25 protein-coding genes, 1 tRNA gene and 2 pseudogenes are annotated in these 22914 nt (G+C 39.3%); 17 read left to right on the top strand and 11 right to left on the bottom strand.

The window, feature by feature from the left end; genetic code table 11:
• Positions 1 to 52 precede the first annotated feature (52 nt).
• From I4641_RS19410 to I4641_RS19395, 4 genes are all read left to right on the top strand, one after another.
• A complete protein-coding gene (locus tag I4641_RS19410; protein ID WP_229642237.1) occupies positions 53 to 397 on the top strand; it encodes an AAA family ATPase in 345 nt (114 codons plus the stop codon).
• A gap of 42 nt (positions 398 to 439) precedes the next feature.
• Positions 440 to 1171, top strand: coding sequence for a hypothetical protein (locus I4641_RS19405; protein WP_229642236.1), 732 nt, complete (start codon positions 440 to 442; stop codon positions 1169 to 1171).
• 77 nt (positions 1172 to 1248) lie between these two features.
• The gene (locus I4641_RS19400) at positions 1249 to 1470 is read left to right on the top strand and encodes an AbrB/MazE/SpoVT family DNA-binding domain-containing protein (RefSeq protein WP_229642235.1); all 222 of its coding nucleotides are present in this window, start codon (positions 1249 to 1251) and stop codon (positions 1468 to 1470) included.
• Positions 1470 to 1859, top strand: coding sequence for a type II toxin-antitoxin system death-on-curing family toxin (locus tag I4641_RS19395; RefSeq protein ID WP_229642234.1), 390 nt, complete (start codon positions 1470 to 1472; stop codon positions 1857 to 1859). The genes I4641_RS19400 and I4641_RS19395 overlap by 1 nt, the downstream gene beginning before the upstream one ends.
• A gap of 20 nt (positions 1860 to 1879) precedes the next feature.
• Here the strand turns inward: I4641_RS19395 and I4641_RS19390 are convergent, their stop codons facing one another.
• The 4 genes from I4641_RS19390 to I4641_RS19375 all read right to left on the bottom strand — a co-directional run bounded on the left by I4641_RS19390 (position 1880) and on the right by I4641_RS19375 (position 4534).
• A complete protein-coding gene (locus I4641_RS19390) occupies positions 1880 to 2704 on the bottom strand; it encodes an ABC transporter ATP-binding protein (RefSeq protein ID WP_229642233.1) in 825 nt (274 codons plus the stop codon).
• A 38-nt stretch (positions 2705 to 2742) separates the two neighbouring features.
• Positions 2743 to 3582, bottom strand: a complete 840-nt coding sequence (locus I4641_RS19385) for an ABC transporter permease (protein ID WP_229642232.1) — start codon at positions 3580 to 3582, stop codon at positions 2743 to 2745.
• A gap of 111 nt (positions 3583 to 3693) precedes the next feature.
• Positions 3694 to 4122: a hypothetical protein gene (locus I4641_RS19380; protein ID WP_229642231.1), complete on the bottom strand. Its 429-nt coding sequence runs from the start codon at positions 4120 to 4122 to the stop codon at positions 3694 to 3696.
• A 139-nt stretch (positions 4123 to 4261) separates the two neighbouring features.
• Positions 4262 to 4534 carry a hypothetical protein gene (locus tag I4641_RS19375; protein WP_229642230.1) on the bottom strand — a complete coding sequence of 91 codons (273 nt, stop codon included), beginning with the start codon at positions 4532 to 4534 and terminating at the stop codon, positions 4262 to 4264.
• Positions 4535 to 4735: 201 nt separating this feature from the next.
• Between I4641_RS19375 and I4641_RS19370 the strand changes: the two genes are divergently transcribed.
• From I4641_RS19370 to I4641_RS19360, 3 genes are read left to right on the top strand one after another with little or no spacing between them, the layout of a single operon-like run.
• Complete coding sequence (locus I4641_RS19370) at positions 4736 to 6106, top strand: lysophospholipid acyltransferase family protein (RefSeq protein WP_229642229.1); 1371 nt, start codon at positions 4736 to 4738, stop codon at positions 6104 to 6106.
• A gap of 6 nt (positions 6107 to 6112) precedes the next feature.
• On the top strand, positions 6113 to 6379 hold the full coding sequence (locus tag I4641_RS19365) for a glutaredoxin family protein (protein WP_229642228.1): 267 nt from the start codon (positions 6113 to 6115) through the stop codon (positions 6377 to 6379).
• A gap of 54 nt (positions 6380 to 6433) precedes the next feature.
• Positions 6434 to 7918: a UDP-N-acetylmuramoyl-L-alanyl-D-glutamate--2,6-diaminopimelate ligase gene (locus tag I4641_RS19360; RefSeq protein WP_369426845.1), complete on the top strand. Its 1485-nt coding sequence runs from the start codon at positions 6434 to 6436 to the stop codon at positions 7916 to 7918.
• 83 nt (positions 7919 to 8001) lie between these two features.
• Here I4641_RS19360 and I4641_RS19355 read toward each other — a convergent pair whose 3' ends face one another.
• Positions 8002 to 10401 carry an IMS domain-containing protein gene (locus I4641_RS19355; RefSeq protein WP_229642226.1) on the bottom strand — a complete coding sequence of 800 codons (2400 nt, stop codon included), beginning with the start codon at positions 10399 to 10401 and terminating at the stop codon, positions 8002 to 8004.
• A gap of 341 nt (positions 10402 to 10742) precedes the next feature.
• On the opposite strand from I4641_RS19355, the gene I4641_RS19350 reads away from it, so the two are divergent.
• The 5 genes from I4641_RS19350 (at position 10743) to I4641_RS19330 (ending at position 15146) form a co-directional block, all read left to right on the top strand.
• A complete protein-coding gene (locus tag I4641_RS19350) occupies positions 10743 to 12068 on the top strand; it encodes a four-carbon acid sugar kinase family protein (protein ID WP_229642225.1) in 1326 nt (441 codons plus the stop codon).
• Between the two features lie 94 nt (positions 12069 to 12162).
• On the top strand, positions 12163 to 13029 hold the full coding sequence (gene minC / locus I4641_RS19345) for a septum site-determining protein MinC (RefSeq protein ID WP_229642224.1): 867 nt from the start codon (positions 12163 to 12165) through the stop codon (positions 13027 to 13029).
• Between the two features lie 101 nt (positions 13030 to 13130).
• Entirely contained in the window at positions 13131 to 13928 is a 798-nt protein-coding gene (gene minD / locus I4641_RS19340; protein ID WP_229642223.1) for a septum site-determining protein MinD, read from the top strand.
• A gap of 117 nt (positions 13929 to 14045) precedes the next feature.
• Positions 14046 to 14399: a cell division topological specificity factor MinE gene (gene minE, locus I4641_RS19335; RefSeq protein ID WP_229642222.1), complete on the top strand. Its 354-nt coding sequence runs from the start codon at positions 14046 to 14048 to the stop codon at positions 14397 to 14399.
• A gap of 198 nt (positions 14400 to 14597) precedes the next feature.
• Positions 14598 to 15146, top strand: a complete 549-nt coding sequence (locus I4641_RS19330) for an NADPH-dependent FMN reductase (RefSeq protein ID WP_229642221.1) — start codon at positions 14598 to 14600, stop codon at positions 15144 to 15146.
• A 4-nt stretch (positions 15147 to 15150) separates the two neighbouring features.
• Here the strand turns inward: I4641_RS19330 and ppk2 are convergent, their stop codons facing one another.
• Both ppk2 and carA read right to left on the bottom strand, forming a co-directional pair.
• Positions 15151 to 15999, bottom strand: coding sequence for a polyphosphate kinase 2 (gene ppk2, locus I4641_RS19325; RefSeq protein WP_229642220.1), 849 nt, complete (start codon positions 15997 to 15999; stop codon positions 15151 to 15153).
• Positions 16000 to 16042: 43 nt separating this feature from the next.
• Positions 16043 to 17185 (bottom strand): glutamine-hydrolyzing carbamoyl-phosphate synthase small subunit, encoded by a 1143-nt coding sequence (gene carA / locus I4641_RS19320; RefSeq protein ID WP_229642219.1) that lies wholly within the window; start codon positions 17183 to 17185, stop codon positions 16043 to 16045.
• 242 nt (positions 17186 to 17427) lie between these two features.
• On the opposite strand from carA, the gene I4641_RS19315 reads away from it, so the two are divergent.
• Entirely contained in the window at positions 17428 to 18009 is a 582-nt protein-coding gene (locus I4641_RS19315; protein WP_229642218.1) for a LapA family protein, read from the top strand.
• A gap of 185 nt (positions 18010 to 18194) precedes the next feature.
• Positions 18195 to 18267, top strand: a tRNA-Phe gene (locus I4641_RS19310).
• Between the two features lie 74 nt (positions 18268 to 18341).
• On the opposite strand, the pseudogene I4641_RS19305 reads toward I4641_RS19310, so the two are convergent.
• Positions 18342 to 18461, bottom strand: a pseudogene (locus I4641_RS19305) (IS1 family transposase); the annotation flags it as partial.
• Positions 18462 to 18540: 79 nt separating this feature from the next.
• On the opposite strand from I4641_RS19305, the pseudogene I4641_RS19300 reads away from it, so the two are divergent.
• Both I4641_RS19300 and I4641_RS19295 read left to right on the top strand, forming a co-directional pair.
• Positions 18541 to 18927: pseudogene (locus tag I4641_RS19300) on the top strand (ISL3 family transposase); the annotation flags it as partial.
• 280 nt (positions 18928 to 19207) lie between these two features.
• The gene (locus I4641_RS19295) at positions 19208 to 19894 is read left to right on the top strand and encodes a DUF8692 domain-containing protein (protein WP_229642216.1); all 687 of its coding nucleotides are present in this window, start codon (positions 19208 to 19210) and stop codon (positions 19892 to 19894) included.
• Between the two features lie 30 nt (positions 19895 to 19924).
• Here I4641_RS19295 and cbiE read toward each other — a convergent pair whose 3' ends face one another.
• Both cbiE and I4641_RS19285 read right to left on the bottom strand, forming a co-directional pair.
• Positions 19925 to 21208, bottom strand: coding sequence for a precorrin-6y C5,15-methyltransferase (decarboxylating) subunit CbiE (gene cbiE, locus I4641_RS24295; protein ID WP_229642215.1), 1284 nt, complete (start codon positions 21206 to 21208; stop codon positions 19925 to 19927).
• Between the two features lie 37 nt (positions 21209 to 21245).
• The gene (locus I4641_RS19285) at positions 21246 to 21578 is read right to left on the bottom strand and encodes a hypothetical protein (protein WP_229642214.1); all 333 of its coding nucleotides are present in this window, start codon (positions 21576 to 21578) and stop codon (positions 21246 to 21248) included.
• Between the two features lie 205 nt (positions 21579 to 21783).
• On the opposite strand from I4641_RS19285, the gene I4641_RS19280 reads away from it, so the two are divergent.
• Positions 21784 to 22464 carry an HAD family hydrolase gene (locus tag I4641_RS19280; protein ID WP_229642213.1) on the top strand — a complete coding sequence of 227 codons (681 nt, stop codon included), beginning with the start codon at positions 21784 to 21786 and terminating at the stop codon, positions 22462 to 22464.
• Here the strand turns inward: I4641_RS19280 and I4641_RS19275 are convergent.
• Entirely contained in the window at positions 22459 to 22863 is a 405-nt protein-coding gene (locus I4641_RS19275; RefSeq protein WP_229642212.1) for an NIL domain-containing protein, read from the bottom strand. The two genes, I4641_RS19280 and I4641_RS19275, sit on opposite strands and share 6 nt — an antisense overlap.
• Positions 22864 to 22914: the final 51 nt, after the last annotated feature.

The following is a 22914-nucleotide window of genomic DNA, read 5'->3' as shown; positions in this document are numbered from 1 at the left end:
AACAGCTTACTTTTTCGATTATTAGCACTGCTTAATCCTTAAACAAGAAGTATTGAGTACTAGACCGATTATAAATGATGATAAAAATGAGGTAGAACTAAGAATATGGTCAATAGATCCAGAAACAGATAGAGATGATTTGGCATTTCCTCTAGAAGCCTGTGGTACTGGTGTTTCTCAAGTATTGGCAATTTTATATGTTGTCATTACATCAAAAGAACCGCGAACCATTATTATTGATGAACCTCAGTCTTTTCTCCATCCTGGCGCAGCAAGAAAACTAATAGAGATATTACAAGACTTTCCTCAACATCAATACTTTATTTCTACTCATTCACCCAGTATTATTTCTGCTGCTAATCCTTCAACTATTACTCTGCTTAAATACCAAGATTAGGAAGCAAAGCCTATATGCATATCTTCTGATGATTCCGATGAAATGCGATCGCTTTTAGATGAAGTGGGAGTTCATTTATCTGATGTATTTGGTTCGGATAATATTTTGTGGGTTGAAGGTCCTACGGAAGAACGCTGTTTTCCTATGATATTAAGGAAGGTATCTCAAATTCCTCTTCGTGGTACGCAGATTCTAGCGGTAAAAAATACAGGGGATCTTGAAGGTAAAAAATCGGAAATTATTTTTGATATTTACGATCGCCTTAGTGGAGGAAAGGCTCTATTACCTCCTGCGATTGGGTTTGTTTTTGACAATGAGAATAAGTCAGACCAAAACATTACTGATTTAAAGAAAAGAAGTGGAGATAAACTACATTTTCTAGGTCGGTGTATGTATGAAAATTATCTACTCGTTCCAGAAGCAATAACTGCGATCGCCAATCAATATAATTTTAGAGATGGAACTATAAGTGTTTTGGAAATTGAACAGTGGATATCAGAGCAAAAACAAAATTGGATAGCTAACAAGATTAGGAAAGGAGAAAAAGAAGAAAATTTAACAGATGACTATTGGTTAAAAAAAGAACACGCTGCTAGATTGTTAGAAAATCTTTTCAAATACTTCTCAGGTGGCAAGGTTATTTACAGAAAAACCACTCACTCCGTTAAACTCACTGAATGGATTGTTAAAAATAAACCAGAACAATTGCAAGATATTGCAAATCTATTACAGAATGTTTTGGAGCGATCTCCTGAAGTTAATTCACCAGAGTAATCTAATTTTAGATCTAGAGAGTGATCGCATCTTATTGTGAATTAGTTATAATATTTGTATTACTCAAGCCAAAAACTATGTATAAAATCAAAATCCGCAAAGTTGGTAATTCCCTTGGCGCAACAATACCCAAAGAAATATTAGAAAAATTACGAGTTGCCGAAGGAGATACGGTTTTTGTAACAGAAACTCCTGACGGGGTGAAACTTTCTGCCTACGATCCTGAATTTGAAAAAGCGATGGCTATTTATAAACAGGGCAGCCATAAATATAGAAATGCAATGAAAGAATTGGCTTAATGAAAGAACCAACTTGGGTTGCAGAAAGAATAGTTTTAGCTATCCACGAAGATCAGCTAGCGCAACACGGTGGAACTCTAGGTATCAGAGATGATAATTTATTAGGCGCGAGTTTAGCTAGACCAAAACATCTTTTTGCTTATGGCGATCCGACAATTTTCGATTTGGCAGCAGCATATGGCTATGGTTTAGCGAATAATCATCCTTTCATTGATGGGAATAAAAGAACTGCTTTTATGGTCATGTATACCTTCCTTGGTTTGAATAACTATTGGCTGGAAGTAGACGAGATGGAAGTAGTGGTCAAAATGGAAGGCTTGACTATGAATAAGGAAACTCAGGAATCGATCGCCTTATGGTTAAAAGAAAATTCTAGATTTGATAATTAAGTTATCTGCGATCGCGATCTTTAACATTCCATGCTTTTTAAAGTTTCCTCGCGGATAGTTGCTAATACTTGACGACTGATTTGAATGAATTCTGGAGTAAGAGTGTCATCAATATGACGAGGACGCTTAAGGTCGATCGCAATATCTTCTTTGATATGTCCTGGATTGACTCCCATAACCAAAATGCGATCGCCTAGTAATACAGCTTCTTCAATATCGTGGGTAACGAAGATAACTGTTGTTTTAAAATCTTGCCAAATCTCCATCAACAACTCTTGCATCATGTGGCGGGTTTGAGCGTCTAAGGCACTAAATGGCTCATCCATTAATAATACTGAAGGAGAATTAATTAACGCTCTGACAATACTAGCTCTTTGTTTCATTCCTCCTGAAAGTTGATGAGGAAAAGAATCACGGCGATTATATAGCCCGACTCGATTTAGATATTCTGCAACCAATTCCTGACGCTTTGCTTTAGCAATGCCTTTAATTCGTAGTCCAAACTCAACGTTTTGAAAAACTGTTTTCCAGGGAAGCAAGGAATATTGCTGAAACACAAAACCTCGATCTGCACCTGGCTTAGTAACAGCTTGCTCATCGACTAAGATCTTTCCTTTCGTAGGCTTAATAAAACCTGCAATAGTATTCAGTACCGTTGACTTACCACAACCAGAAGGTCCCAACAGACATACAAAAGAACCAGGTTCGACAGTAAAATTAATCTTATCTACAACAGTGTTTATATTCTGACTCTTGTCAGTAAAACAAACGGACAAATCTTGTACTTCTACTAATCCATAAGTCAATTGAGTTAAGGGCTGTGACTCTACTGCGATTTCTTGCATGATTGATTATTAAACTATTAATTATTAATTTTAAAAATCTAAGTATCTTGTTTCTTAATCGATCGCCAAGGCATCAAAGCTGAAGTCAGCCGACTAACCGCCCAAGAACTCAATGCACCCATCAGTCCAATCAAGAGGATTCCCATCACAATCGGTGGATAGTTAGAAGTGACATAAGATTCCCAGGTAATATAGCCCACACCATAGCGTCCTGCTAAAATCTCGGCAGTTACCAGACAAAACCAGGCATTACCCATACCGATTACTAAACCGCTAGCAATACTAGGTAATGCTCCAGGAATCACAATATCTTTAAAGATATGCCAGGATTTTGCCCCCAAACACTGTCCTACCCTAACTAAAACCGTATCGTTAATCGTACTTTCCACTCCCTTGATAGTGCTGATGAGGACAGGGAAAAAGCCCCCGACAAAGGTAATAAAAATCATGCCTGCTTCGGCAGTAGGAAACATCAAAATTGCCAGGGGAATCCAGGCTACAGCGGGTATCGGACGTAATAGTTCCAATGGGGGAGACAGAAAATCGTCAACTTTTTGCCACGCACCAATTAAGATGCCTAAGATGATTCCCAAAAAAGATGCGATCGCATAACCCAGTAATACCCTTAAAATGCTCGATTGAAAATGTACCCAAGGATCGTCATGAAAAAACTCCCAGGAAGCTTTAACTACTTCTATTGGTGTGGGTAAAAAATTGAAATTGATAAAAAATTGGAACTGAATGGCACAGAGAAATTGCCACATTCCAAAAAAGATTACTAGAGAAAGAATTCTCCGCCCCAATTTATTTAGTCGAAAAATCTTACTTATTGAGAAACGGGAATCTCGATCCAGAGAGCTTTTAGTTAAACTAGTCATCTTGCTAAAAAATTGGAGAGCAGGGAGAGGACTTTTTCAGCAGTAAGTAACAGTAGAAAGTCAATTTACTTATTGCTTGTTACTTGTTACTTATTACTTATTACTTATTACTTACTTAGCTGCCCCAACTGGAGTAGGTGCGTTTTGTTGAGCGTAAGTTGCCTGTAACTCCTTAAATGCTGTCACTTGTCCTCCAGAGGAAGCTGCATATTGATTAGCATCTTCTTTGAGCAAGAAAGCAGAAACCCCATCACCGTTATTCACGTAGTAAGAATTCTCCGCAAACAGTTTCCAGCCATTATTGCGATCGTGAACAAACATTACGTCAGCAGCTTGCCCTTCTGCTCTTAGTTTGGGCAACATTTCCATCATGTTACCAATAGAAGCAAAACTAGTTACTGTCTCTTCTCCCTGAATCCATAGCTGGGCAGCCATTTTCGGTTCGGTTATTTCTTCTCCTGTCAAGGCATCTTTACCGCTGATTACATAGTTCTCTGCCTCGGCAATTACCTGGTCGTAATCTAGACCTTGTTCAGTCATCGCTGTTTTTAAATAACTCTCATCAATCCATCCCGATACATCTTCTGGGTTAACCTCACCTTCGATTTTGCCTAATTAGGTAGTCATTTTCCTCTTGCGAGATAATAATTAACTTATCAAAGATAATTTGGCAGTATATTCAATTGTTTGATTCTTTTTTTTCATTGCGATCGCCTGATTCTTCCATTGCTTCTACTAAAAACAATTTCGCCAATTTATCATAAACTCCCGCACCAATATATTGAGGATATTTATGAGAGCGACTATAAAGCCAAATCAAATTCTCTCCATAGTAAATACGAATATCTTTAAATAAACCCTTGCAGTTAGGTATCAAAGAATTAGCTTGATTGAGAGCATCTGTCCAGCGTTCGTATTGTTGGTTAAAACCAGGCGTTATAACTCGAAACATTATTAGTTAAGGAAGTAATCAAAAAGTAGATAATATCTTTGGTATTTTATATTAAATTTGAGTTGAAGCAATGGAAAATGGTAACTGGACAGACCTAGTATTTGGCGGAATTGCTCTATTTATTGTCATCAGTGGTTTGTTTATGCTGTTCCAGGGCATTGATGTTATGAATAAGAAAGAATAATCCGTACCGCAACCATAATGACCCAAGCTCAACCATCTTTGGAATTTATCCCACCAGCCTATAATCCTCTTGTTTGGCAAGCAGCAAAGAGAATACTGCCATTATGGTTAGGGTACAATCACGATATTGTAGATGTCAAAATAGATAATTCCACGGAATTAATTCGGTTATACGAAGAATTTCAGCAGGGAAAAACGCGCTTTATGCTGGCATTCCGCCATCCTGCTGTGACAGATCCTCCTTGTATTGCTCAACTCTTTTGGAATCAGCTACCCCAAATAGCCAAACAGCAAGACGTAAAGTTAAAATCCCCCGTTCACCTACACTTTATTTACGATCGCGGTATTCCTCTCTGGGCGGGGGATAAGGTAGGCTGGATTATATCCAAATTGGGGAGTACTCCCATTCGTCGCGGTGCTTTAGATCGGGTGGGTTTGCGATCGATTCGCGATTTATTTGTTAACGGCGATTTTCCCATGGCTGCTGCCCCAGAAGGTGCTACCAACGGTCATAATGAGGTAGTCAGCCCCATCGAACCTGGTATCGCTCAATTCGGGTTTTGGTGTCAGGAAGATTTAATTAAGGTAGGAAGAGAAGAAGCCGTCGCGATCGCACCATTGGGGATAAGATACTTTTATAAAACAGCACCCTGGCAATATTTAGAACAGCTACTATCAAACCTGGAAGTAGATAGCGGTTTCAAACAAACTCCCGCCGAGACAATGGGATTAACCAATGGCATTACTCTCTCCCCAAGCCAAGAAGCGGATCTTTACGGCAGAATGTACGCCCTAGCAGAATATCTTCTATCCTTAATGGAAGAATTTTATAGCAAATTCTATCAACAAAAAATATCTACCTCCGAGGGAGAATTGTCGAGTCGTCTCCCCGCTTTATTAGATGCTGCGTTAAAGGTAGCAGAACAATCTTTCGCCGTTAAGCCCAATGGGAATATTAGCGATCGCTGTCGTCGAGTAGAACAAGCAGCCTGGAATCGTATCTATCGCGAGGATTTAGATAAACTAACCGAACTCGCCCCCGCCGTTAGGGGACTAGCGGATTTAGTAGCATCTGAAGCAGAATTACGTCTTTGGCATATGCGTTTGGTAGAAACCTTTGTCAGTGTGACGGGACATTATGTAGCGGAAAAGTATACCGTAGAAAGACTGGCAGATACTGTTTTACTTTTATGGAAAATGGTAGCCAAACTAAAAGGAGAATCCAATATCAAACCACCTTATTTGGGCAAAAAATGGGTACAGCTTACCGCTATGCCCTCATTACAAATTGCCGACTACTGGGAACAATATCAAAACAATCGTCGCCAAGCGGTATCCGATATGACTCAAGATTTACAACAATCCCTAGAACAATCAATTTTAGAATAAACAATTATGTACCTAATTCTCTACAGCAAACCAGAATGCCATCTCTGCCAAGGATTGCAAGAAAAACTAGCCCAGGTAAAAGATATTCCCTTTGAATTAGAAATACGAGATATAACTACCCGTGAAGATTGGTTTGAGACATATCAGTATGAAATACCAGTGCTGTGTCAAAAACTACCCGATCGCGAAAAACCCTTGCCTCGCCTATCTCCCAGAGCATCCGTAGCTAAACTAGAACAAATGCTACAGAAAAATTTAATAATTGTCGGCTAAAAAATCTTCAAAATATAGTATAGAACCTGTTCCTATATCTTGAAGATAATTATGATGAAGCTGCGCGAACTATTAGCCAAAGTCGATCTTCCCCAGTCAGAACATTCGGCGATGGATTTAGAGGTTAATCGAGTCTGTACCAATTCTCACGGATGCCAACCAGGAGATTTATTTATTGGTATCCCAGGGACAAGAGTTGACGGGGGAGAATTTTGGCAAAGTGCCGTAGGACAAGGCGCGATCGCAGCCGTAGTAACTCCCCAAGCTGCCACCAAACAACCCCCCTCCCCAGAAGCCTGTGTAATTCAAACCGAGGATATGACTGCTATCTGTAGTGCGATCGCAGCAGCCTTTCACGATTATCCTGCTAGCAAGCTAAGTACGGTGGGGGTAACTGGCACAAATGGTAAAACTACCACTAGCCATTTGATTGAGTATTTTTTACATCAAGCACAACGTCCTACTGCTTTATTTGGAACTCTTTATACTCGTTGGCAGGGATATAGCAAAACTGCCACCCATACCACTCCCTTTGCAGTAGAGTTGCAGTCTCAATTAGCCAAAGCAGTAACGGCAGGAAATAAATATGCGGTGATGGAAGTAAGTTCCCATGCTTTAGCCCAAGGTAGGGTTAAAGGCTGCGGTTTTGAAGTGGGAGTTTTTACTAACTTGACCCAAGATCATCTCGACTATCATCGGGATATGGAAGATTATTTCCAGGCTAAATCTCTATTGTTTAGTGAAGAATATCTCCAGGGAAAAGCCATTATTAATCTAGACGATCCTTACGGTCAAAGATTGATTAATAGTCTAAATACTGAGAAAGTTTGGACTTATAGCGTTACTAACCCCAAAGCGGATTTATATACCAGCAATTTAGATTATCAACCCACAGGAGTTAAAGGTATTTTGCATACTCCTGTAGGAGAAATTGCGTTTAATTCTCCCTTAGTCGGTCAATTTAATTTAGCCAATTTGCTAGCAGCAACAGGAACTGCTTTACACTTAGGAATAGACCTGAAGACTATCACAGACAGTTTGGCTGATTTTGCTGGCGTACCAGGCAGAATGGAACGAGTACAGGTCGATCCCAGTCAGGATATCACTGTAATTGTCGATTATGCTCATACTCCCGATAGTTTGGCAAATTTAATCAAAGCATCTCGCCCTTTTATTAGTGGTAAAACAATTTGCGTCTTTGGTTGTGGAGGCGATCGCGATCGCACCAAACGCCCTCTAATGGGTAAGATCGCAGCAGAATTAGCCGATGTTGCGGTAGTCACTTCTGATAACCCCCGCACTGAAAATCCTGAACAGATTTTAAAAGATGTGGTGGCAGGAATACCCGATACAGCTACGTCCACGGTAATCAGCGATCGCGCTCAAGCAATCGCTACTGCCATTAAAAATGCGCGATCGGGAGATGGAATATTAATTGCAGGAAAAGGACACGAGGACTATCAAATATTGGGTACGGAAAAGATTCACTTTGACGATCGAGAACAAGCCCGAATAGCCTTGAGCGATCGCTATCAATAAATAGAACTATAAAACTTCTCTAATGATTCTCATAATTAGGGAAGTTTTTCCATCGCAGTCTAAAAGCTATTTAAAGGCTATCTTTAAAGGGTTTCCAAAACCTCGGCGTTCTGAATCAACCATTTATCATTTTGCAGGATCAACTGATAGCGCACTAATAAATTATCATCGTAGGATTGGGTGTTATCTATTTCGCCTGATTGATAGTGTTGAGCAGTTTCCTTGACTTCTGCCTCTACCAGTGCCTTTCTAGGATTATTAGGATCTACTTTTGCCGAGCGCATTTTAATCTGGTGTTGATATTCCCGATAGAAATTGCCCTCTTGATAGGCGATCGCGCGATCGCGCCAAGTACTAAGCAATGGTTCGGCTAGAGCATCTTGTAGCTTGGCAACTTGATGTTCTTTACCAAAGGCTGCGGATTTACTCTCCAACCATCGGTTGATCGCTTGGTTCGACTGTTGGGTAATGGTTAGCTTGGGTTTTGCCACAACAGATTTTGTCTTGACTGAGGGTAACTCAATAGCAGGATTGGAAATGGCGATCGCTAGTTGAGCTTCAGCCTTCTGCTGGCTGGGATTTAAAAACAGCTTGGTAGCGATAAACCCGATCGCACCCACGCCAAAAATTAAGCCAAAGATAAATAACCATCCTTTAAGACGAGTAGCGGAATTTGCTTTTTTCTTACCCTTTCTGGTCATTTTCTGCTGTTTCGCTTTTCCTTGAGCTTTATAGATGACTGATGCGGGAACAGCTCTGGTTTTGGGTTCTAGAGGAAGAGAAATGGATTGAGGCTGATGGGGACTGTTGAGGGATGGAGAGGGCTTTTTATGTTGAGGATTGAGAGGGGTTGTTTGACGATATTTGGCTTTGGTTTTATTCGTCTTACCTGTAGGTTTAGTTACCTCTCCCGATCGCTTCAGGTTGCGCTCTAGGGTAGCAGTACCCGAACTATTTAACTTAGACCTAGTTTGAATTACCTGATTTGCCGAAACAACCGTTTCCGATCTGGTTTTCTCGTTAAAGATGCTGCGCCAGCGAGACAATATACCAATACCCTGGGGTGGAGAATTGGTTTCTCCTTCAATACTAGATGTAGAGGGTGTTGTTGGAACTGAGGTAGTTTCAGCCGTAACTAATACAGTAGAAGGAGTTAACTTGTTTAAATATTCTTGAACTTCGCGATCGCCAAAATACTCTTTGAGAGTCAAATCGATCGCATCTAGATCGACAAATTGAGCCAACACATCTTCGTGCAGCCATTTTTCGCTATAAAAACACATCCCTGGTAATAAATCTGGACTACCAGGGGCATGTTGCAGAATTTGATTTAGTTTACTGGTGTCTTGAGTTAGATGAACCTTGGCGATCGCTTTTTCTGTATGTCCTAAGAGTAAAGAACACACTGCTTGTTCCCAAGTCACGTCTTGTTTTTCGCTGAGATATTCTAATTTACGTTGCGCTCTTAAAATTAATTCTGGCTGTTTATGACTAAATCCTCGCCCTAAAAGAGCGTATACCGCTAAATAACTAGCGATCGCCGAATCATTTTGAGTATCGCGATCGAATAGCTGTTGTTGTTCGGCGGAGGTCAGGTAAGTTCTTAATTGTTGAATAAAACACAAAAAGCGATCAAAATCCAACCCCGAGCTATCTTCTCCTTTACCCTCAATTCCCTGTCGCTGCACCAGCATTTCTTGCAATAATCCAAATCCCATCGCTCTGGGAGCAGAACCCACCGTATTTTGGGAAATGAGTTCCAAAACGCGATAGGGACGCAATTTATATATATCTAACTCTAATTCTTGTTTGACTTGAGGAAATAAATTTTCCTGCTCTAGTAAATCTATACCCAACTGACTCGACATCGCAGCAGTTTCATATTCTTGCCGATGCCATTGTTCTCGTCCCAACTCCATATAGGCTAATGCCAAAGCCAAAATAATATTTTCTTGGGTAGCAATACTTTCTTCTTCTTCTGCTCTCTGCTGAAACTGACTAAATTCTTGACTGTTATAATAATCAATTCCTTGAGTCAAAACTAGTTCGTATTCCCCCAGTTCGTGCATAATCAACAAAGCCCCTACCAACTGGGTTGGAAGAACTTCAATCGTCGGATTAACAAAGGGAACTTCAACAATGGCGCGATCGCGAATTACCAATTCAGCTTCTGTTGTTGGCTCATTTTCTTCATCATTTGTTTCAATCTCCTCCCTTTCTTCCCTAACCTCTTCTGATATCGACAACGGTTCTACAGGTTGCATATTGAGCAAAAACTGAGCATCATATTCGGCTCTTGCTTCAGCATCTGATAAAACTTGATAAGCTGTTTGAATTAATGCCTGGCGGGATTGGATGGCATATTCGTTATACTCGCGACGGGGTTGTTGCAACAAGCGATCTTTATAAGACTGTTCTAATTGCTCGTTGTCTGCTTTGATCTGTACGCTCAGAATTCGGTAATAGTCGAGGGGGATTCGCATTTGAGATTAGTTCCTCTGGACGGCTTTAACGTCCTGGTAAGTGACAACAGTAAGGGTAAGAAAAAATGGCTTTGCAGTTGCATCTTTATAGGATGGTTGTGGTTAGGAGTGAATCATTAATCTTCTTCCCATCCGAATCATCCCCCAACTGTACAATGCCGAAAAAATATTAACAAAACCGTAAAAGTTGAGTTTATTTTAAGCGAATAAATATATTTTTGCGAACGACGGGGCTGACATTTCGCTTTTTGCCAGCATTTTAACGTAGTTTGTTGAAGTGCAGAAAAAATTTAGAATTAGTTTAAGAAAATACAAACAAATGTAAGTTTTGTTAAAAAAATATGAATCAGTCACAACCGAAAATAATTGTTCTTGACGACGATCCTACTGGATCGCAAACCGTACACAGTTGTTTGTTATTGCTGCGCTGGGATGTTGAGACTCTCAAACAAGGCTTGCTAGATGACGTTCCGATTTTATTTATTCTCAGCAATACTCGGGCGATGACTCCTACCCAAGCAGCGGAAATAACCCAAGAAGTTTGTCACAATCTCAAAATTGCGATCGCCCAAACGAATATCAAAGATTTTTTAGTAGTTAGTCGTTCTGATTCTACTTTGCGGGGACACTATCCCATAGAGACTGATGTAATTAGTTCCGAATTAGGGGATTTCGACGCTCACTTTTTGACTCCAGCTTTTTTTGAGGGGGGTAGAATTACCATCGATAGTATTCACTACCTGCTAATTGATGGAGTCAAAACTCCCGTAGCGGAAACAGAATTTGCTAGAGATTCTGTATTTAGCTACAACCATAGCTATTTACCCGACTACGTAGCCGAAAAAACTCAAGGAAGAATCACAGCCCCTGAAGTAGTTCGATTTACCTTAAAGGATATTCGTGGCGGTCAAATCGACGATCAATTGTTACAACTTACTGGCAATCAATGTGTCGTTGTCGATGGGGAAAGTCAAGCGGATTTCGATTTATTTGCACAAGCAGTTTTAACTGCTACGGGAAAGGGAAAAAGGTTCTTATTTCGTTCGGCTGCTAGTTTATTAACCTCTTTGGCGCAGTTAGGTCAACAGCCTACAGCACCAGAAAAGATGAGCAGCTATAAGCCGACTGACAAGCCTGGTGTAGTTTTAGTAGGTTCTCACGTCCAAAAAACAACTCAACAGTTAGAGCGGTTGTTAGAAGAGGAAGAGGTGGTAGGCATTAAAGTGGATGTCGTCCGTTTGCGCGATCGACCCGCAGCAAAAGATATAATTCTTCAAGAAACTTTGGATACTGTAAAAAAAGTATTCGAAGCGGGAAAAACTCCCGTGGTTTACACCAGTCGCCAGGAGTTGAGTTTTACTGATATTCAGCAACGTCTGGAATTTGGCGAACAAGTTTCCGCTTTGTTAATGGATGTGGTCGAGGGATTACCAAAATCGATCGCTTTTTTAATTAGCAAGGGAGGTATTACTTCCAACGATGTATTGAGTGTGGGGCTAAATTTGACCTCAGCTAGGCTTTTAGGGCAAATTCTACCAGGATGTTCAGTCATTCGTACCGAGCCGACTCATGCCCAATTTCCTAATTTACCCGTGGTATTGTTCCCTGGTAATGTCGGAAATCGAGACGGTTTGGTGTCTGCGTGGTCGCGCTTAAGATTTTCCTAATATTTCATTAATGGAAATCTACGTTAGTATGTGAAGCGTAAAAACTACCTCAAAAGTAGATATACGTAGATTTACGCACGATCGGGACGGATGCATGACTTTCGAGCCTACTATCTCCTTAGATAAAACTGACGATCTGCCCTCATCGTCATCCCTTGTTAACCACTACTCGCAAATAGGCATCAAAAATGATGGCGATCAACTTTTGTTGATCCTACCTACCCAAGCAGAGATAAATTCAGAATTACCTTGGTCAGAAACTTGGCAAGAGCTAAAACATCTGTTACAAACCAAGGAGCAATCTTGGCAAATCGGAACAAAAGTATGTTTAGTTGCTCAAGATCGGTTGCTCGATGCCAGACAATTACAAACTATTGCCGAAACTCTCGATGATGTGAAATTGTCTTTGTCAAAAATCAGCACCAACCGAAGGCAGACGGCAGTAGTAGCTGCTACTAGTGGCTACTCTGTTGAACAAATTCAATCTGTCGATCCTCTAATTGAAACTCTAACTCCTGTAAAAAAAGTACCATCTTCCACTTTGGCAGAACCGCTTTATTTACAAAGTACAGTGCGATCTGGAGTAGAAATACGCCATCCAGGTACAATCGTCATCTGTGGAGATTTGAATCCAGGAGGAAAAGCGATCGCCGCAGGAGATATCCTAGTCTGGGGTCGTTTGCGGGGAATTGCTCATGCGGGAGCGCAAGGAAACCACCAGTCTCGCATTGCTGCGTTACAAATGGAATTCACTCAACTGCGTATAGCCGACGCAGTAGCGCGATCGCCCAAAATCAGACCGAGGAATCTATCACCAGAGTTAGCTTTCATGACTACAGACGGAATTAAATTGGCAAAAAATTCAGAATTTGCTAAAAATTATGTTTTTTCGTCTTTGAAGCGAGCCTGGATAGATCGTACGGCCAACAGTTCCTACAAGAAGTCAAAAAAAGGCGCATAGTTAACCTTGCCTTTCAATAGACTGATTCGACGGGTCAAACCATACGCCTGAGATTCAATCAAGCAAAATAACCATAGCTACACAAATCGTAAGTAAACAATATGAGTCGTATAATTGTTGTTACTTCTGGCAAAGGGGGAGTAGGTAAAACTACTACCACATCTAACTTAGGAGCAGCATTAGCCAAACAAAATCGTTCAGTAGCTCTCATTGATGCTGACTTTGGACTGAGAAATCTAGACCTGTTGTTGGGACTAGAAGAAAGAGTCGTTTACACGGCACTCGATGTCTTGGCAGGAGAATGTCGCCTAGCTCAAGCTTTAGTCAAAGACAAACGCCTCAAAGGTTTAGTGTTGCTTCCTGCTGCTCAAAACCGTAACAAAGAAGCAGTTCGACCAGAACAAATGCAAAAAATAGCTACTGCCCTAGCAAAAGGCTATGATTACATTTTGATCGACTGTCCTGCGGGTATTGAATTGGGTTTCCGTAACGCTATTTCCGCAGCGCAAGAAGCATTAATCGTTACTACTCCTGAAGTGGCAGCGGTGCGAGATGCAGATCGCGTCATTGGACTATTAGAAGCCGAAGGCGTTAATAAAATTAGCCTCATCGTCAATCGAGTTAAACCTCACATGGTTGAGGAAAATAAGATGATGAGTGTCGAAGATGTACTTGAGTTATTGGGAGTGCCTCTGATTGGGGTTGTTCCTGATGATGAAAAAGTTATTGAATCTACCAACCGAGGCGAACCTTTGGTCTTGGGAGAACATGAATCTACTCCTGCGATCGCATATACTAATATCGCCCGCCGTTTGGAAGGAGAAAAAGTCCCTTTCCTAGATTTACTGGCAAATCAAGGCAATATATTGTCTCGTCTGCGCAAGATATTCGGTGGTTAATCAACACCACCAACTTAATCCAATAAACAAACATCAAATATTTGTAGACAACACCATTGAGCGTGTTTGTTTCCTTTCATGCAGACAATCCTAAATACGATTAACAGGTTTCTGGAAATGCTTTTTCCCTGGAATAACAATGCTAATAGCAAAGATTGCGCTAAAAGCCGTTTAAAACTGATTATTGCTCACGATCGCGCTAGCATTAATTCAGATATGTTGATGGCAATGCGCGAGGAAATTTTAGACGTAGTAGCTCGATATGTGGAAGTGGATCGAGAGGAAATGGAGTTTTCTCTTTCCAACGACCAACGAATGACTTCTTTGACTGCCAATCTGCCTATTCGTCAAATAAAACGCTTGGGCGAACTGCAAAAACAATTACAAGAAAACAATGGAATTGATTTGCAAAAGATAGAGGTGGTTGAAATAGATCGCAATGAAGATAATGCAAAATCTAACCCCAAATAATCATTAATTTGGTGTGATATTAATTCTTAGAGCGTAAATGTGAGTGCGAGATATGCTGTCTGCAAATTATTTTGCGGCTATAGAATCGCGCTCTTGAGGTTTCCTTATCCGAAGGTGTAAAATTCGAGTCAATTTGTCGATCAAACTTAAAATTTGTTAACTTATACATAGTCGTAATGAGTATGAGTTGAATAAATCGTGGTAAAAATAGTTGGTATCATAGGAAGCCTTCGTACTGATTCTTATAGTGCATTAGCCTTAAAACAAGCCGCAGATCGAGTGCGGGCTTTGGGTGCAGAAGTAAAAATTTTAGATCTTAGAGAAATGAAATTACCTTTCTGCGATGGAGGAAGTGAGTATCCCGAATATCCAGACGTAGAAACCTTGAGAGAAACAGTCAAGAATGCCGATGGTTTGATTTTAGCGACCCCAGAATATCACGGTAGTCTTAGTGGAGTCCTCAAAAATGCGTTGGATTTGATGAGTTTTGAACACTTATCGGATAAGACAACAGGACTAATTAGCGTTTTGGGCGGACAATCAAATAGTAATGCCCTTAATGACTTAAGAGTTATTGTGCGATGGGTACACGGTTTTGTCATTCCCGAACAAATTGCCATAGGACAAGCGTGGCAAGCTTTTGACTCGGATGGTAATTTAAAAGATACCAAACTATCAGAAAGATTTGATGGCTTTGCTCAAAGTTTAGTCGAGCTTTCAGTTAAGTTAAAAAAGTCAAAAATCTAAAGAATCAATATTTAGCTGGTACAAAATTTTGAGTATCTAATGGCGGACGTTCGTACTCTATTTCTTTTTGACGGGGAGGCAATTCAATCTTTTTCGGTGGCAAATCTTTATAGGGTACGCTGCTTAAAAGATGATTGATAAAGTTTAGTCGCGCTCTTTTTTTATCATCGGCTTCTACTACATTCCAAGGAGATTCGGGAATATCGGTAGCAGCAAACATATCATCTTTGGCTCTAGAATAGTCTACCCATTTTTCTCTGGCTTTCAAATCCATCGGACTAATTTTCCAACGTTTTGTCGGGTTATTAATTCGATCTTGGAAGCGTTTTTCTTGTTCTTTATCGCTAACAGAAAACCAATACTTAATTAAAATTATGCCCGATCGCTGGATCATAATTTCAAATTCGGGACAAGAACGCATAAACTCGTTATATTCGTCATAAGTACAAAAGCCCATCACCTTCTCCACTCCCGCACGGTTATACCAACTGCGATCAAACAGTACCATTTCTCCTGCTGCGGGGAGATGAGGGACATATCTTTGAAAATACCATTGAGTTTTTTCGCGATCGCTTGGAGTACCCAGAGCTACAACTTTGCAAACACGAGGATTTAAGCATTCACTGATGCGCTTAATTGCACCACCTTTTCCTGCTGCATCCCTTCCTTCAAAAACCACTACAATTCTTAAACCTTTGTATTGCACCCATCTTTGTAACTTAACCAATTCTATTTGTAGCTTGGCTAATTCTTGTTCATAGACCTTCTTACTCAGTTTTTTCGTTTTTTTTGGCTGTTTCTGAGTTTCTTTGCTATCTTTTTTCGTCTTACTCTCTGACTTTTTTTTACTCATTACTTGTGTATAGGCGAACGGCAATTCGCCCCTAACGTATTACTTAACCTTTCGCTTCTTGCATTAATTTAACAAATTTGGCAAACAAATAATCAGCATCATGAGGGCCAGGACTAGCTTCGGGATGATATTGTACCGAGAAGAAAGGCAGAGTTTTGTGACGCACACCTGCTACAGTGCGATCGTTAAGGTTGATATGAGTAATTTCTACATCTGCCCCTAAAGAATCTTCGGCGATCGCAAAACCATGATTTTGACTGGTAATTTCCACCTGGGTTTGTTCCATCCCTGCGGGTTGATTTAGACCGCGATGTCCAAATTTGAGCTTAAATGTTTCCGCACCCAAAGATAAGCCGAGAATTTGATGACCCATACAGATCCCAAAAGTAGGCTTACCCGCTTCTAACAATTCTTTGGTGGTTGCAATACCTTGAGTAACCGCAGCAGGGTCTCCAGGGCCATTTGAGAGAAAGATTCCATCGGGGTTATGAGCTAATATTTCAGCACTAGGAGTATCAGCAGGAACGACTATGACATTGCAATTATAACTAGCCAAGCGACGTAAAATATTGCGCTTGACGCCAAAATCAATCGCTACTACTGTTAAAGGGTCATCTCCACCCGAAATGTTTTCGGCAAATTCCCATTCCGATTTAGTTTCTTCCGACCATTGATAGGTTTTTTCGGTAGTTACTTCTTTAACCAAATTTAAACCAGCCATATCTGGTGCATTCTTAACTAAATTGAGCAATCTTTCTGGGTCAAGAATTTCTGTAGAGATTCCTCCATTAATTGCCCCGTAGTCTCGTAATTTTCTAGTCAAAGAACGAGTATCAAGACCATAGATACCAGGAATGTTTCTTTCTTGAAGATATTCAGGTAAAGATTGAGTAGAACGCCAATTACTCGGACGATAAGTTACGTTACGAGCAATAACAGCTTTTGCCTGAATAGTATCGGATTCTTCGTCTGTGGGATTTACTCCTGTATTACCTAGTTCGGGATAGGTAAAGGTGATAATCTGACCAGAATAACTAGGATCGGTTAAAACCTCCTGATATCCTGTCATTCCTGTATTAAAAACCACCTCTCCCACAGCAGTACCTTCCGCACCAAAAGACCAACCGTGATAAGTAGTCCCATCTGCTAATACGAGTAAAGCTGGTTTGGCATTGGGTTTCAGCATATTTACCATTGGGTTTGCGATTTTAACTAAATTTACTTTCACCAAATGTTAATTTATCAGTTATTGGTCGATAGGAAATTAATTATTTCTTTAAGAAAATATTTTGCTCGATAAAATCTTATTTATTACTGTGGAGCTAGTATGTCAGATTGGAACAAGCAAGTAGAATGACAACATAATTTATTTAATATTTATTTAATCGACCGTTCCAAACTCATCTTATTTTAGTAGGATAAAAATCTATGAGTCGTCTAAAACTAGTTTTGCTGGCTTTGATCGTAGCTATACTGGGCATTGTGTTAGTACAGAATCGAGAACCGATAGCACTTAAATTACTCTGTCCAGACACCAACCAAAGCTGCCTTTATCAGACCCCTGCCTTACCTTTGGCAGTTTGGATGGGAGTATTTGCGATCGCAGGATTAGTTAGTAGTTTATTAGGACAGGTTTTAAATCGCTATCGATACTCTGGTGCTGGAAGGCAAAAATCTAATCCTAATCCTAATCATAATGATTTTGACAGGGATAGAAACCAATGGTCGCCCATAAACGATAAATCCGATAAATATACTACATCTACTAGCAGAATCGAGGATTCGACCATTGAAGATAAGTATAGTTCTAGCAGCTACGAAATTCCTCAGACACCAGAAAGCATCGAACGTTCTGGCTCTAATTATTCTTATAAATATCGCGATGCTAAGGATAAATCCGATACTGCGCCTTCTCTACGCAATTCTAGTAGCGAATCAACAAACAACAGTTCCAAAAAATCAATTGATTCGGATATTAACTTGAACAAAGACGATGAAGATTGGATTTGAGATTAAAAAGCAATGAACCTATCCCACTAATAATATTCTGTTAATAAGTCCGTTTAGCTTAGATAAGGAAGAAGCCCACATCTTTCCTCTTGGCAGATCGCTTAAACTTTCAAAAAGTAATTTAATTTTAGGGTTGCAAAATAAACATTTGGTCTGCTACATTAGTTAGACGCAATAAAAAGCGAGCCAGGATAGCTCAGGTGGTAGAGCAGAGGATTGAAAATCCTCGTGTCGGCAGTTCAAGTCTGCCTCCCGGCATTTTAAATACAGCAGTCAATGTATCAACTGATAAAAGCTTCAGGGGTTTTGAACAGATACCAAATATTTGGAGGTTCAACCCAATTAATGATGCTTGTGTGGTCAATTTCTGTTACTCTGGCGATCGCTCTAAAACCTATACCATTGAGATACATTTTGAGACAAAGTTGTTTAACTTCGGGCGAATATCCTTTGAGTTTAGGGTTTTCGTCGTGGAAAACAATCTTATTTTAAGCTTTTTGGCATTACCCATTCACCAACGCCAAAAAGAGTAAATATGCCTTGCTCAAGAAAAAAGAAACTCTTAATGAAACGGAAAAAGAGAAATTAAAGGAGCTGCAAACAGTTGCTCCTGAATTGATAGCTGTTTATCAAACAAAAGAGAAACTAAGGGATATATTTGAAAGTGAAATAACAGGAGATGAAGCATTCTGGAAGATAGTAGAATGGACTGAATCATCTTATAAGTATTTCCCCAAAAGTTGTCAAACAATAAAAAGATGGATTGACGAGATTTTAGCATATTTTGACAATCGAACAACTCAAGGAGCAGTTGAAGAAATAAATCAAAAAATTAAGTTAATTAAGAGAAGGGCTTATGGGTTAACTAACTTTGACAATTTTAGAAGAAGAGTTCTCTTAAATTGGCACTTTTGCTAGTAATTTATCATACTTATTCTAGAAGAGCCAAAAGTATTAGCTTTCTATAATACTATTGCTAATATTTTCACTATCTTTATCAGCTATTTATCAAGCATTTATCTTAGCTTTAAAAAGCAGTTGCGCTAAAACAAAATAAAAGTAATTTATATTTATTTTGCAGATTACTTTTTTAGAACATATAGGGTAGAATGCGTAGAATGCACCAATTAATTCTATCGTTATTAAGATATAAGCTAATAATAATAGATCGAAAACATAGTGACTCTCGTCTAAATATATGAAAAAGTATTATTCTTATTTTTGGTTTTTCATTTTAACAATATATTGTGTCATTCTAATATCCATAGAAGTTAAGGTTTCTCAAGATTTTGTCCGTAATTTCTTTATAGATATTCAAGGTAGCGTGCCTTTCTATGCTATAAACACCAGCTTATCTGTTTTTTTACTGTTAGCAACAGCTTTGATTTTTAGCCTTATTTTAGCTACGTTATCTTCTATAGAGAACAATTCTCAAAATATAAATTTTTATCGATCGCAAGTAGTATTTTTTGGCTATTTGGGTCTTGACGATCGCTTTCTAATTCACGAATATTTGGGTCATGTTTTGGGGATTAATGATGCTCTAATTCTTGCTGGTTTGGGAGTTGTGGAAATCATCTTAATCTTGACTTGGGGGAATTATCGACAATGGAGCAGAACAACTATTAATTACTTATTAGGAGCAGCAGTTTTTTCTGCTTTGATGATATTAATAGATGGTGCATTTCCGCGAGAAATGATTCCTAGATTGTCTTTAGAAGATCTTTCTAAAACTTGGGCGAATACTTTTATCTTGCTCTTTGCTTGGAGTATTTTTAGTCAAAACATTAATATTATCAAGCTGAAAGCTCAACAGTATGATGCTTTAAGCCGAGAAGATTTGAATATATCTGAATATTCCAAGCCTAAACCTAAACTAGGATAAAAGATTATTTGTCAACAAAAGACAGACTTTTTAGTCGAGTCTATTTGAATCATTGAATCGATCGCTATTAACCACAGTGATAATCGTAATGGGATTAAGGGGTGTCAAACGAGTGAGGTGATTGACAGGAGTAGAGCGAGATATTTGCAGTTGTAGAAGACGATATTGCCAAGAATTATTGCTCAACCAATTAAGAGCTTGATAGCCATGTTCTACAGTAGCAAATGCCATGACTATTATTCCCTTTTCTAAAATTTTGTCCTGGCAAACAGTTAAAATATCAATCAAATTACCGCCACTTCCTCCAATAAAAATTCGGTTGGGACGAGGTAAATCAGATAATACTTCAGGAGCTTTGGCATTAATACTATTAATATTATTTACTTGAAATCTTTGACTATTTTTAGCAATCAAAGTCGAACCCATGCCAGTTTTTTCGATCGCAAATATTTGAGAAGTAGGACACAAACGAGCTATCTCAATCGATACCGAACCTGTACCCGCACCAATATCCCATACTATTTGATTGGGCTGTAGAGATAATTCCCCCAAAATAGCAAGTCGTATTTCTCTTTTGGTAATTAAACTAGGGCGATCTGCAAAACTAAGAAAACTACTATCGGGCAATCCAATTAAGGGTAAATTATCCAGTTCTAAATTATCTGTTTGTGCTTGACGAATTAAAATTAAAACGTTTAAAGATGAGAAGTTTTCACGATCTAAAATAGTTAATTCTTTTAATTGGGCAAAACTATAGTAACTTATTTTTTCGTCCGTATTTCCCAAGTTTTCGCAGATATGAAAATCATAATTAATCGGCAAATCCAAAGACAAGTACAGACGCGCGATCGCAGCAGGATTATTATTATCATCCGTGAGTAACGCAATCTTTTCTCGACCTTGTTTTAATAGTTTAATTAACTTATCGTTACTGCGTCCGTGAAGGCTGACCAAACAAGCATCTTGCCAGGGAATTTTAACTCTACTAAAAGCTAGTTGTATCGAGCTAAGATGAGGATAAAAATTAATTTGCTCTGGTGGAAAATTGGCTAATAACAATCTTCCCAAACCAAAAAATAATGGATCGCCACTAGCCAAAATAACCACAGAATAACCATCTGAAACTAAAGAGACTATTTCATATATTCCTCTCTTCAAGTTAGTTAAATAAATCTTTTTCCCCTGATATTGGGGGAAATAACTCAAATGACGTTTGCTTCCCGCTAAGATAGCAGCACTCTCGACAATTCGATCAACCTTTGCATTCAAACCATCTCTGGCATCCAAACCAATACCAATTACAGAAATTGTCACGATGTATTAAATATGGACGAACCAATTCATGGTTAGTTTACTTCTTAAACAAACGATAGGCAACATACAAAAGCAAACCCACAAAGGCAATACTAACTACACTACTAACAACGTGCAACACCGCACCCAGAATCGAAAAACCCAACCAAACTCCACCAATAGCCACCGCAGCCTTCCCAACTTGGGGTAAGGTAGCAAACCAAGCCTTGCTAGAATCAATCCAACCCTGTACTTGGGGAGAAGGATTAATTTCTACTTGGGGAAAAACAGACTTAGAAGAAAATTGTGACGGATCGAAAGCAGTTTTCCCATCGATTTCTGCTTCCATTTGATCTAGCTTGTCTTTAAGATCGCGTTCTGAAAAACTCATGACTATTCAACTCTCATTTGGGTTAAACTGCTCTTATCTCTTATTTTAGAGTATCAAAGAAAACATAGCTGGGAATGTCGAAATTTCCCCCCACACTTTAAATATATACTACGAAAATATATTGAGGAAACATATAGAAATGTTGCTAATGGAATGTTAATAATAATTACGGATAAAATCGTTTTGAGATCGTAGTAAAAAATTAATGTTAGAAGCAATATTATTTGATTTAGATGGGACTTTAGCCGATACAGACTCGATTCACTTTGCAGTCTGGCAAGATATATTAATCAGGTTTAATCTGGATATCGATCGCGCTTTTTACCAGCAGCGTATTTCTGGGAGAACTAACTCGAAGATAATTAAAGATATTATTCCCCAGTTAACTCTAGAAGAGGCTTGGAAACTAGCTACAGAGAAAGAAGAAACCTATCGGCGTGTTGCTAATTCTCTCAAGCCAACTCCTGGTTTGGATAAGTTGTTGCGTTTGACAGATGATGTCGTCATCAAAAGAGCAGTTGTTACCAATGCGCCAGTCGATAATGCCGTTTATATGCTGAAGGTATTGCATCTTACCGATACATTTCCGACGGTAATTATGGCAAAAGATGCACCCCCAGGAAAACCAGATCCTGCTCCCTATCAACTGGCTTTAAGCCGTCTGGGAATGATTGAGCCAGCAAAAGCGATCGCTTTTGAAGATTCGGCTGCGGGTATTCATTCGGCGGTAGGGGCTGGTATCTATACAATTGGGATTACTTCTAGCCATCCTTCAGCAGATCTCATTAGTGCGGGGGCAAATATGACTATCAAAGATTTTAACAGTCCCAAACTGTGGCAATTGTTAAATTATTTAGTAACTGATAATAAGGCTCAAAGATTATAAATTCGTAGAAATAGCTGCTACGGGACAAGTAGGAATACATTGTTCGCAGACAATACAACGCGATCGCCTAAAATCTAGCTTAAAGGTTTCTGGATTTAAAATCAAAGCTTGAGTCGGGCATACTCCCGTACACAATCCACAGTCTACACAAAGATCTTCATCAATAACAATTTCACCACTAGCCGAATAAACACTAATATCTCTAATTCGCATCCATTCAATTGCAGCATCAATTTGATCGATATCTCCCTGTAACTCGACTACCAATTTGCCTATTTGATTGGGTGCAACTTGAGCGCGAATAATATTAGCTGCTACATTAAAATCTTTTGCCAAGCGATAGGTAAGAGGAATCTGAATTGCGGTTTTGGGGAAAATTATAGTTACCCGTTTTTTCATCTGTCTTCGCGCATTCCTCTCACCACCAAGCTTTCGCTATGGTGGTGAGAG

Source organism: Waterburya agarophytonicola KI4 (assembly GCF_020640915.1).
Lineage (GTDB): Bacteria > Cyanobacteriota > Cyanobacteriia > Cyanobacteriales > Xenococcaceae > Waterburya > Waterburya agarophytonicola.
The sequence above is the reverse complement of the archived record's forward strand: the minus strand, read 5'-3'. Positions and strand labels throughout refer to the sequence as shown.

Bases quoted from the DNA above. Each gene is read 5' to 3' on its own strand.
- I4641_RS19405 (WP_229642236.1), top strand. From the start codon at position 440: ATGCGATCGCTTTTAGATGAAGTGGGAGTTCATTTATCTGATGTATTT.
- I4641_RS19400 (WP_229642235.1), top strand. From the start codon at position 1,249: ATGTATAAAATCAAAATCCGCAAAGTTGGTAATTCCCTTGGCGCAACA.
- I4641_RS19395 (WP_229642234.1), top strand. From the start codon at position 1,470: ATGAAAGAACCAACTTGGGTTGCAGAAAGAATAGTTTTAGCTATCCAC.
- I4641_RS19390 (WP_229642233.1), bottom strand. From the start codon at position 2,704: ATGCAAGAAATCGCAGTAGAGTCACAGCCCTTAACTCAATTGACTTAT.
- I4641_RS19385 (WP_229642232.1), bottom strand. From the start codon at position 3,582: ATGACTAGTTTAACTAAAAGCTCTCTGGATCGAGATTCCCGTTTCTCA.
- I4641_RS19380 (WP_229642231.1), bottom strand. From the start codon at position 4,122: ATGACTGAACAAGGTCTAGATTACGACCAGGTAATTGCCGAGGCAGAG.
- I4641_RS19375 (WP_229642230.1), bottom strand. From the start codon at position 4,534: ATGTTTCGAGTTATAACGCCTGGTTTTAACCAACAATACGAACGCTGG.
- I4641_RS19370 (WP_229642229.1), top strand. From the start codon at position 4,736: ATGACCCAAGCTCAACCATCTTTGGAATTTATCCCACCAGCCTATAAT.
- I4641_RS19365 (WP_229642228.1), top strand. From the start codon at position 6,113: ATGTACCTAATTCTCTACAGCAAACCAGAATGCCATCTCTGCCAAGGA.
- I4641_RS19360 (WP_369426845.1), top strand. From the start codon at position 6,434: ATGAAGCTGCGCGAACTATTAGCCAAAGTCGATCTTCCCCAGTCAGAA.
- I4641_RS19355 (WP_229642226.1), bottom strand. From the start codon at position 10,401: ATGCGAATCCCCCTCGACTATTACCGAATTCTGAGCGTACAGATCAAA.
- I4641_RS19350 (WP_229642225.1), top strand. From the start codon at position 10,743: ATGAATCAGTCACAACCGAAAATAATTGTTCTTGACGACGATCCTACT.
- minC (WP_229642224.1), top strand. From the start codon at position 12,163: ATGACTTTCGAGCCTACTATCTCCTTAGATAAAACTGACGATCTGCCC.
- minD (WP_229642223.1), top strand. From the start codon at position 13,131: ATGAGTCGTATAATTGTTGTTACTTCTGGCAAAGGGGGAGTAGGTAAA.
- minE (WP_229642222.1), top strand. From the start codon at position 14,046: ATGCTTTTTCCCTGGAATAACAATGCTAATAGCAAAGATTGCGCTAAA.
- ppk2 (WP_229642220.1), bottom strand. From the start codon at position 15,999: ATGAGTAAAAAAAAGTCAGAGAGTAAGACGAAAAAAGATAGCAAAGAA.
- carA (WP_229642219.1), bottom strand. From the start codon at position 17,185: ATGCTGAAACCCAATGCCAAACCAGCTTTACTCGTATTAGCAGATGGG.
- I4641_RS19315 (WP_229642218.1), top strand. From the start codon at position 17,428: ATGAGTCGTCTAAAACTAGTTTTGCTGGCTTTGATCGTAGCTATACTG.
- I4641_RS19295 (WP_229642216.1), top strand. From the start codon at position 19,208: ATGAAAAAGTATTATTCTTATTTTTGGTTTTTCATTTTAACAATATAT.
- I4641_RS19285 (WP_229642214.1), bottom strand. From the start codon at position 21,578: ATGAGTTTTTCAGAACGCGATCTTAAAGACAAGCTAGATCAAATGGAA.
- I4641_RS19280 (WP_229642213.1), top strand. From the start codon at position 21,784: ATGTTAGAAGCAATATTATTTGATTTAGATGGGACTTTAGCCGATACA.
- I4641_RS19275 (WP_229642212.1), bottom strand. From the start codon at position 22,863: ATGAAAAAACGGGTAACTATAATTTTCCCCAAAACCGCAATTCAGATT.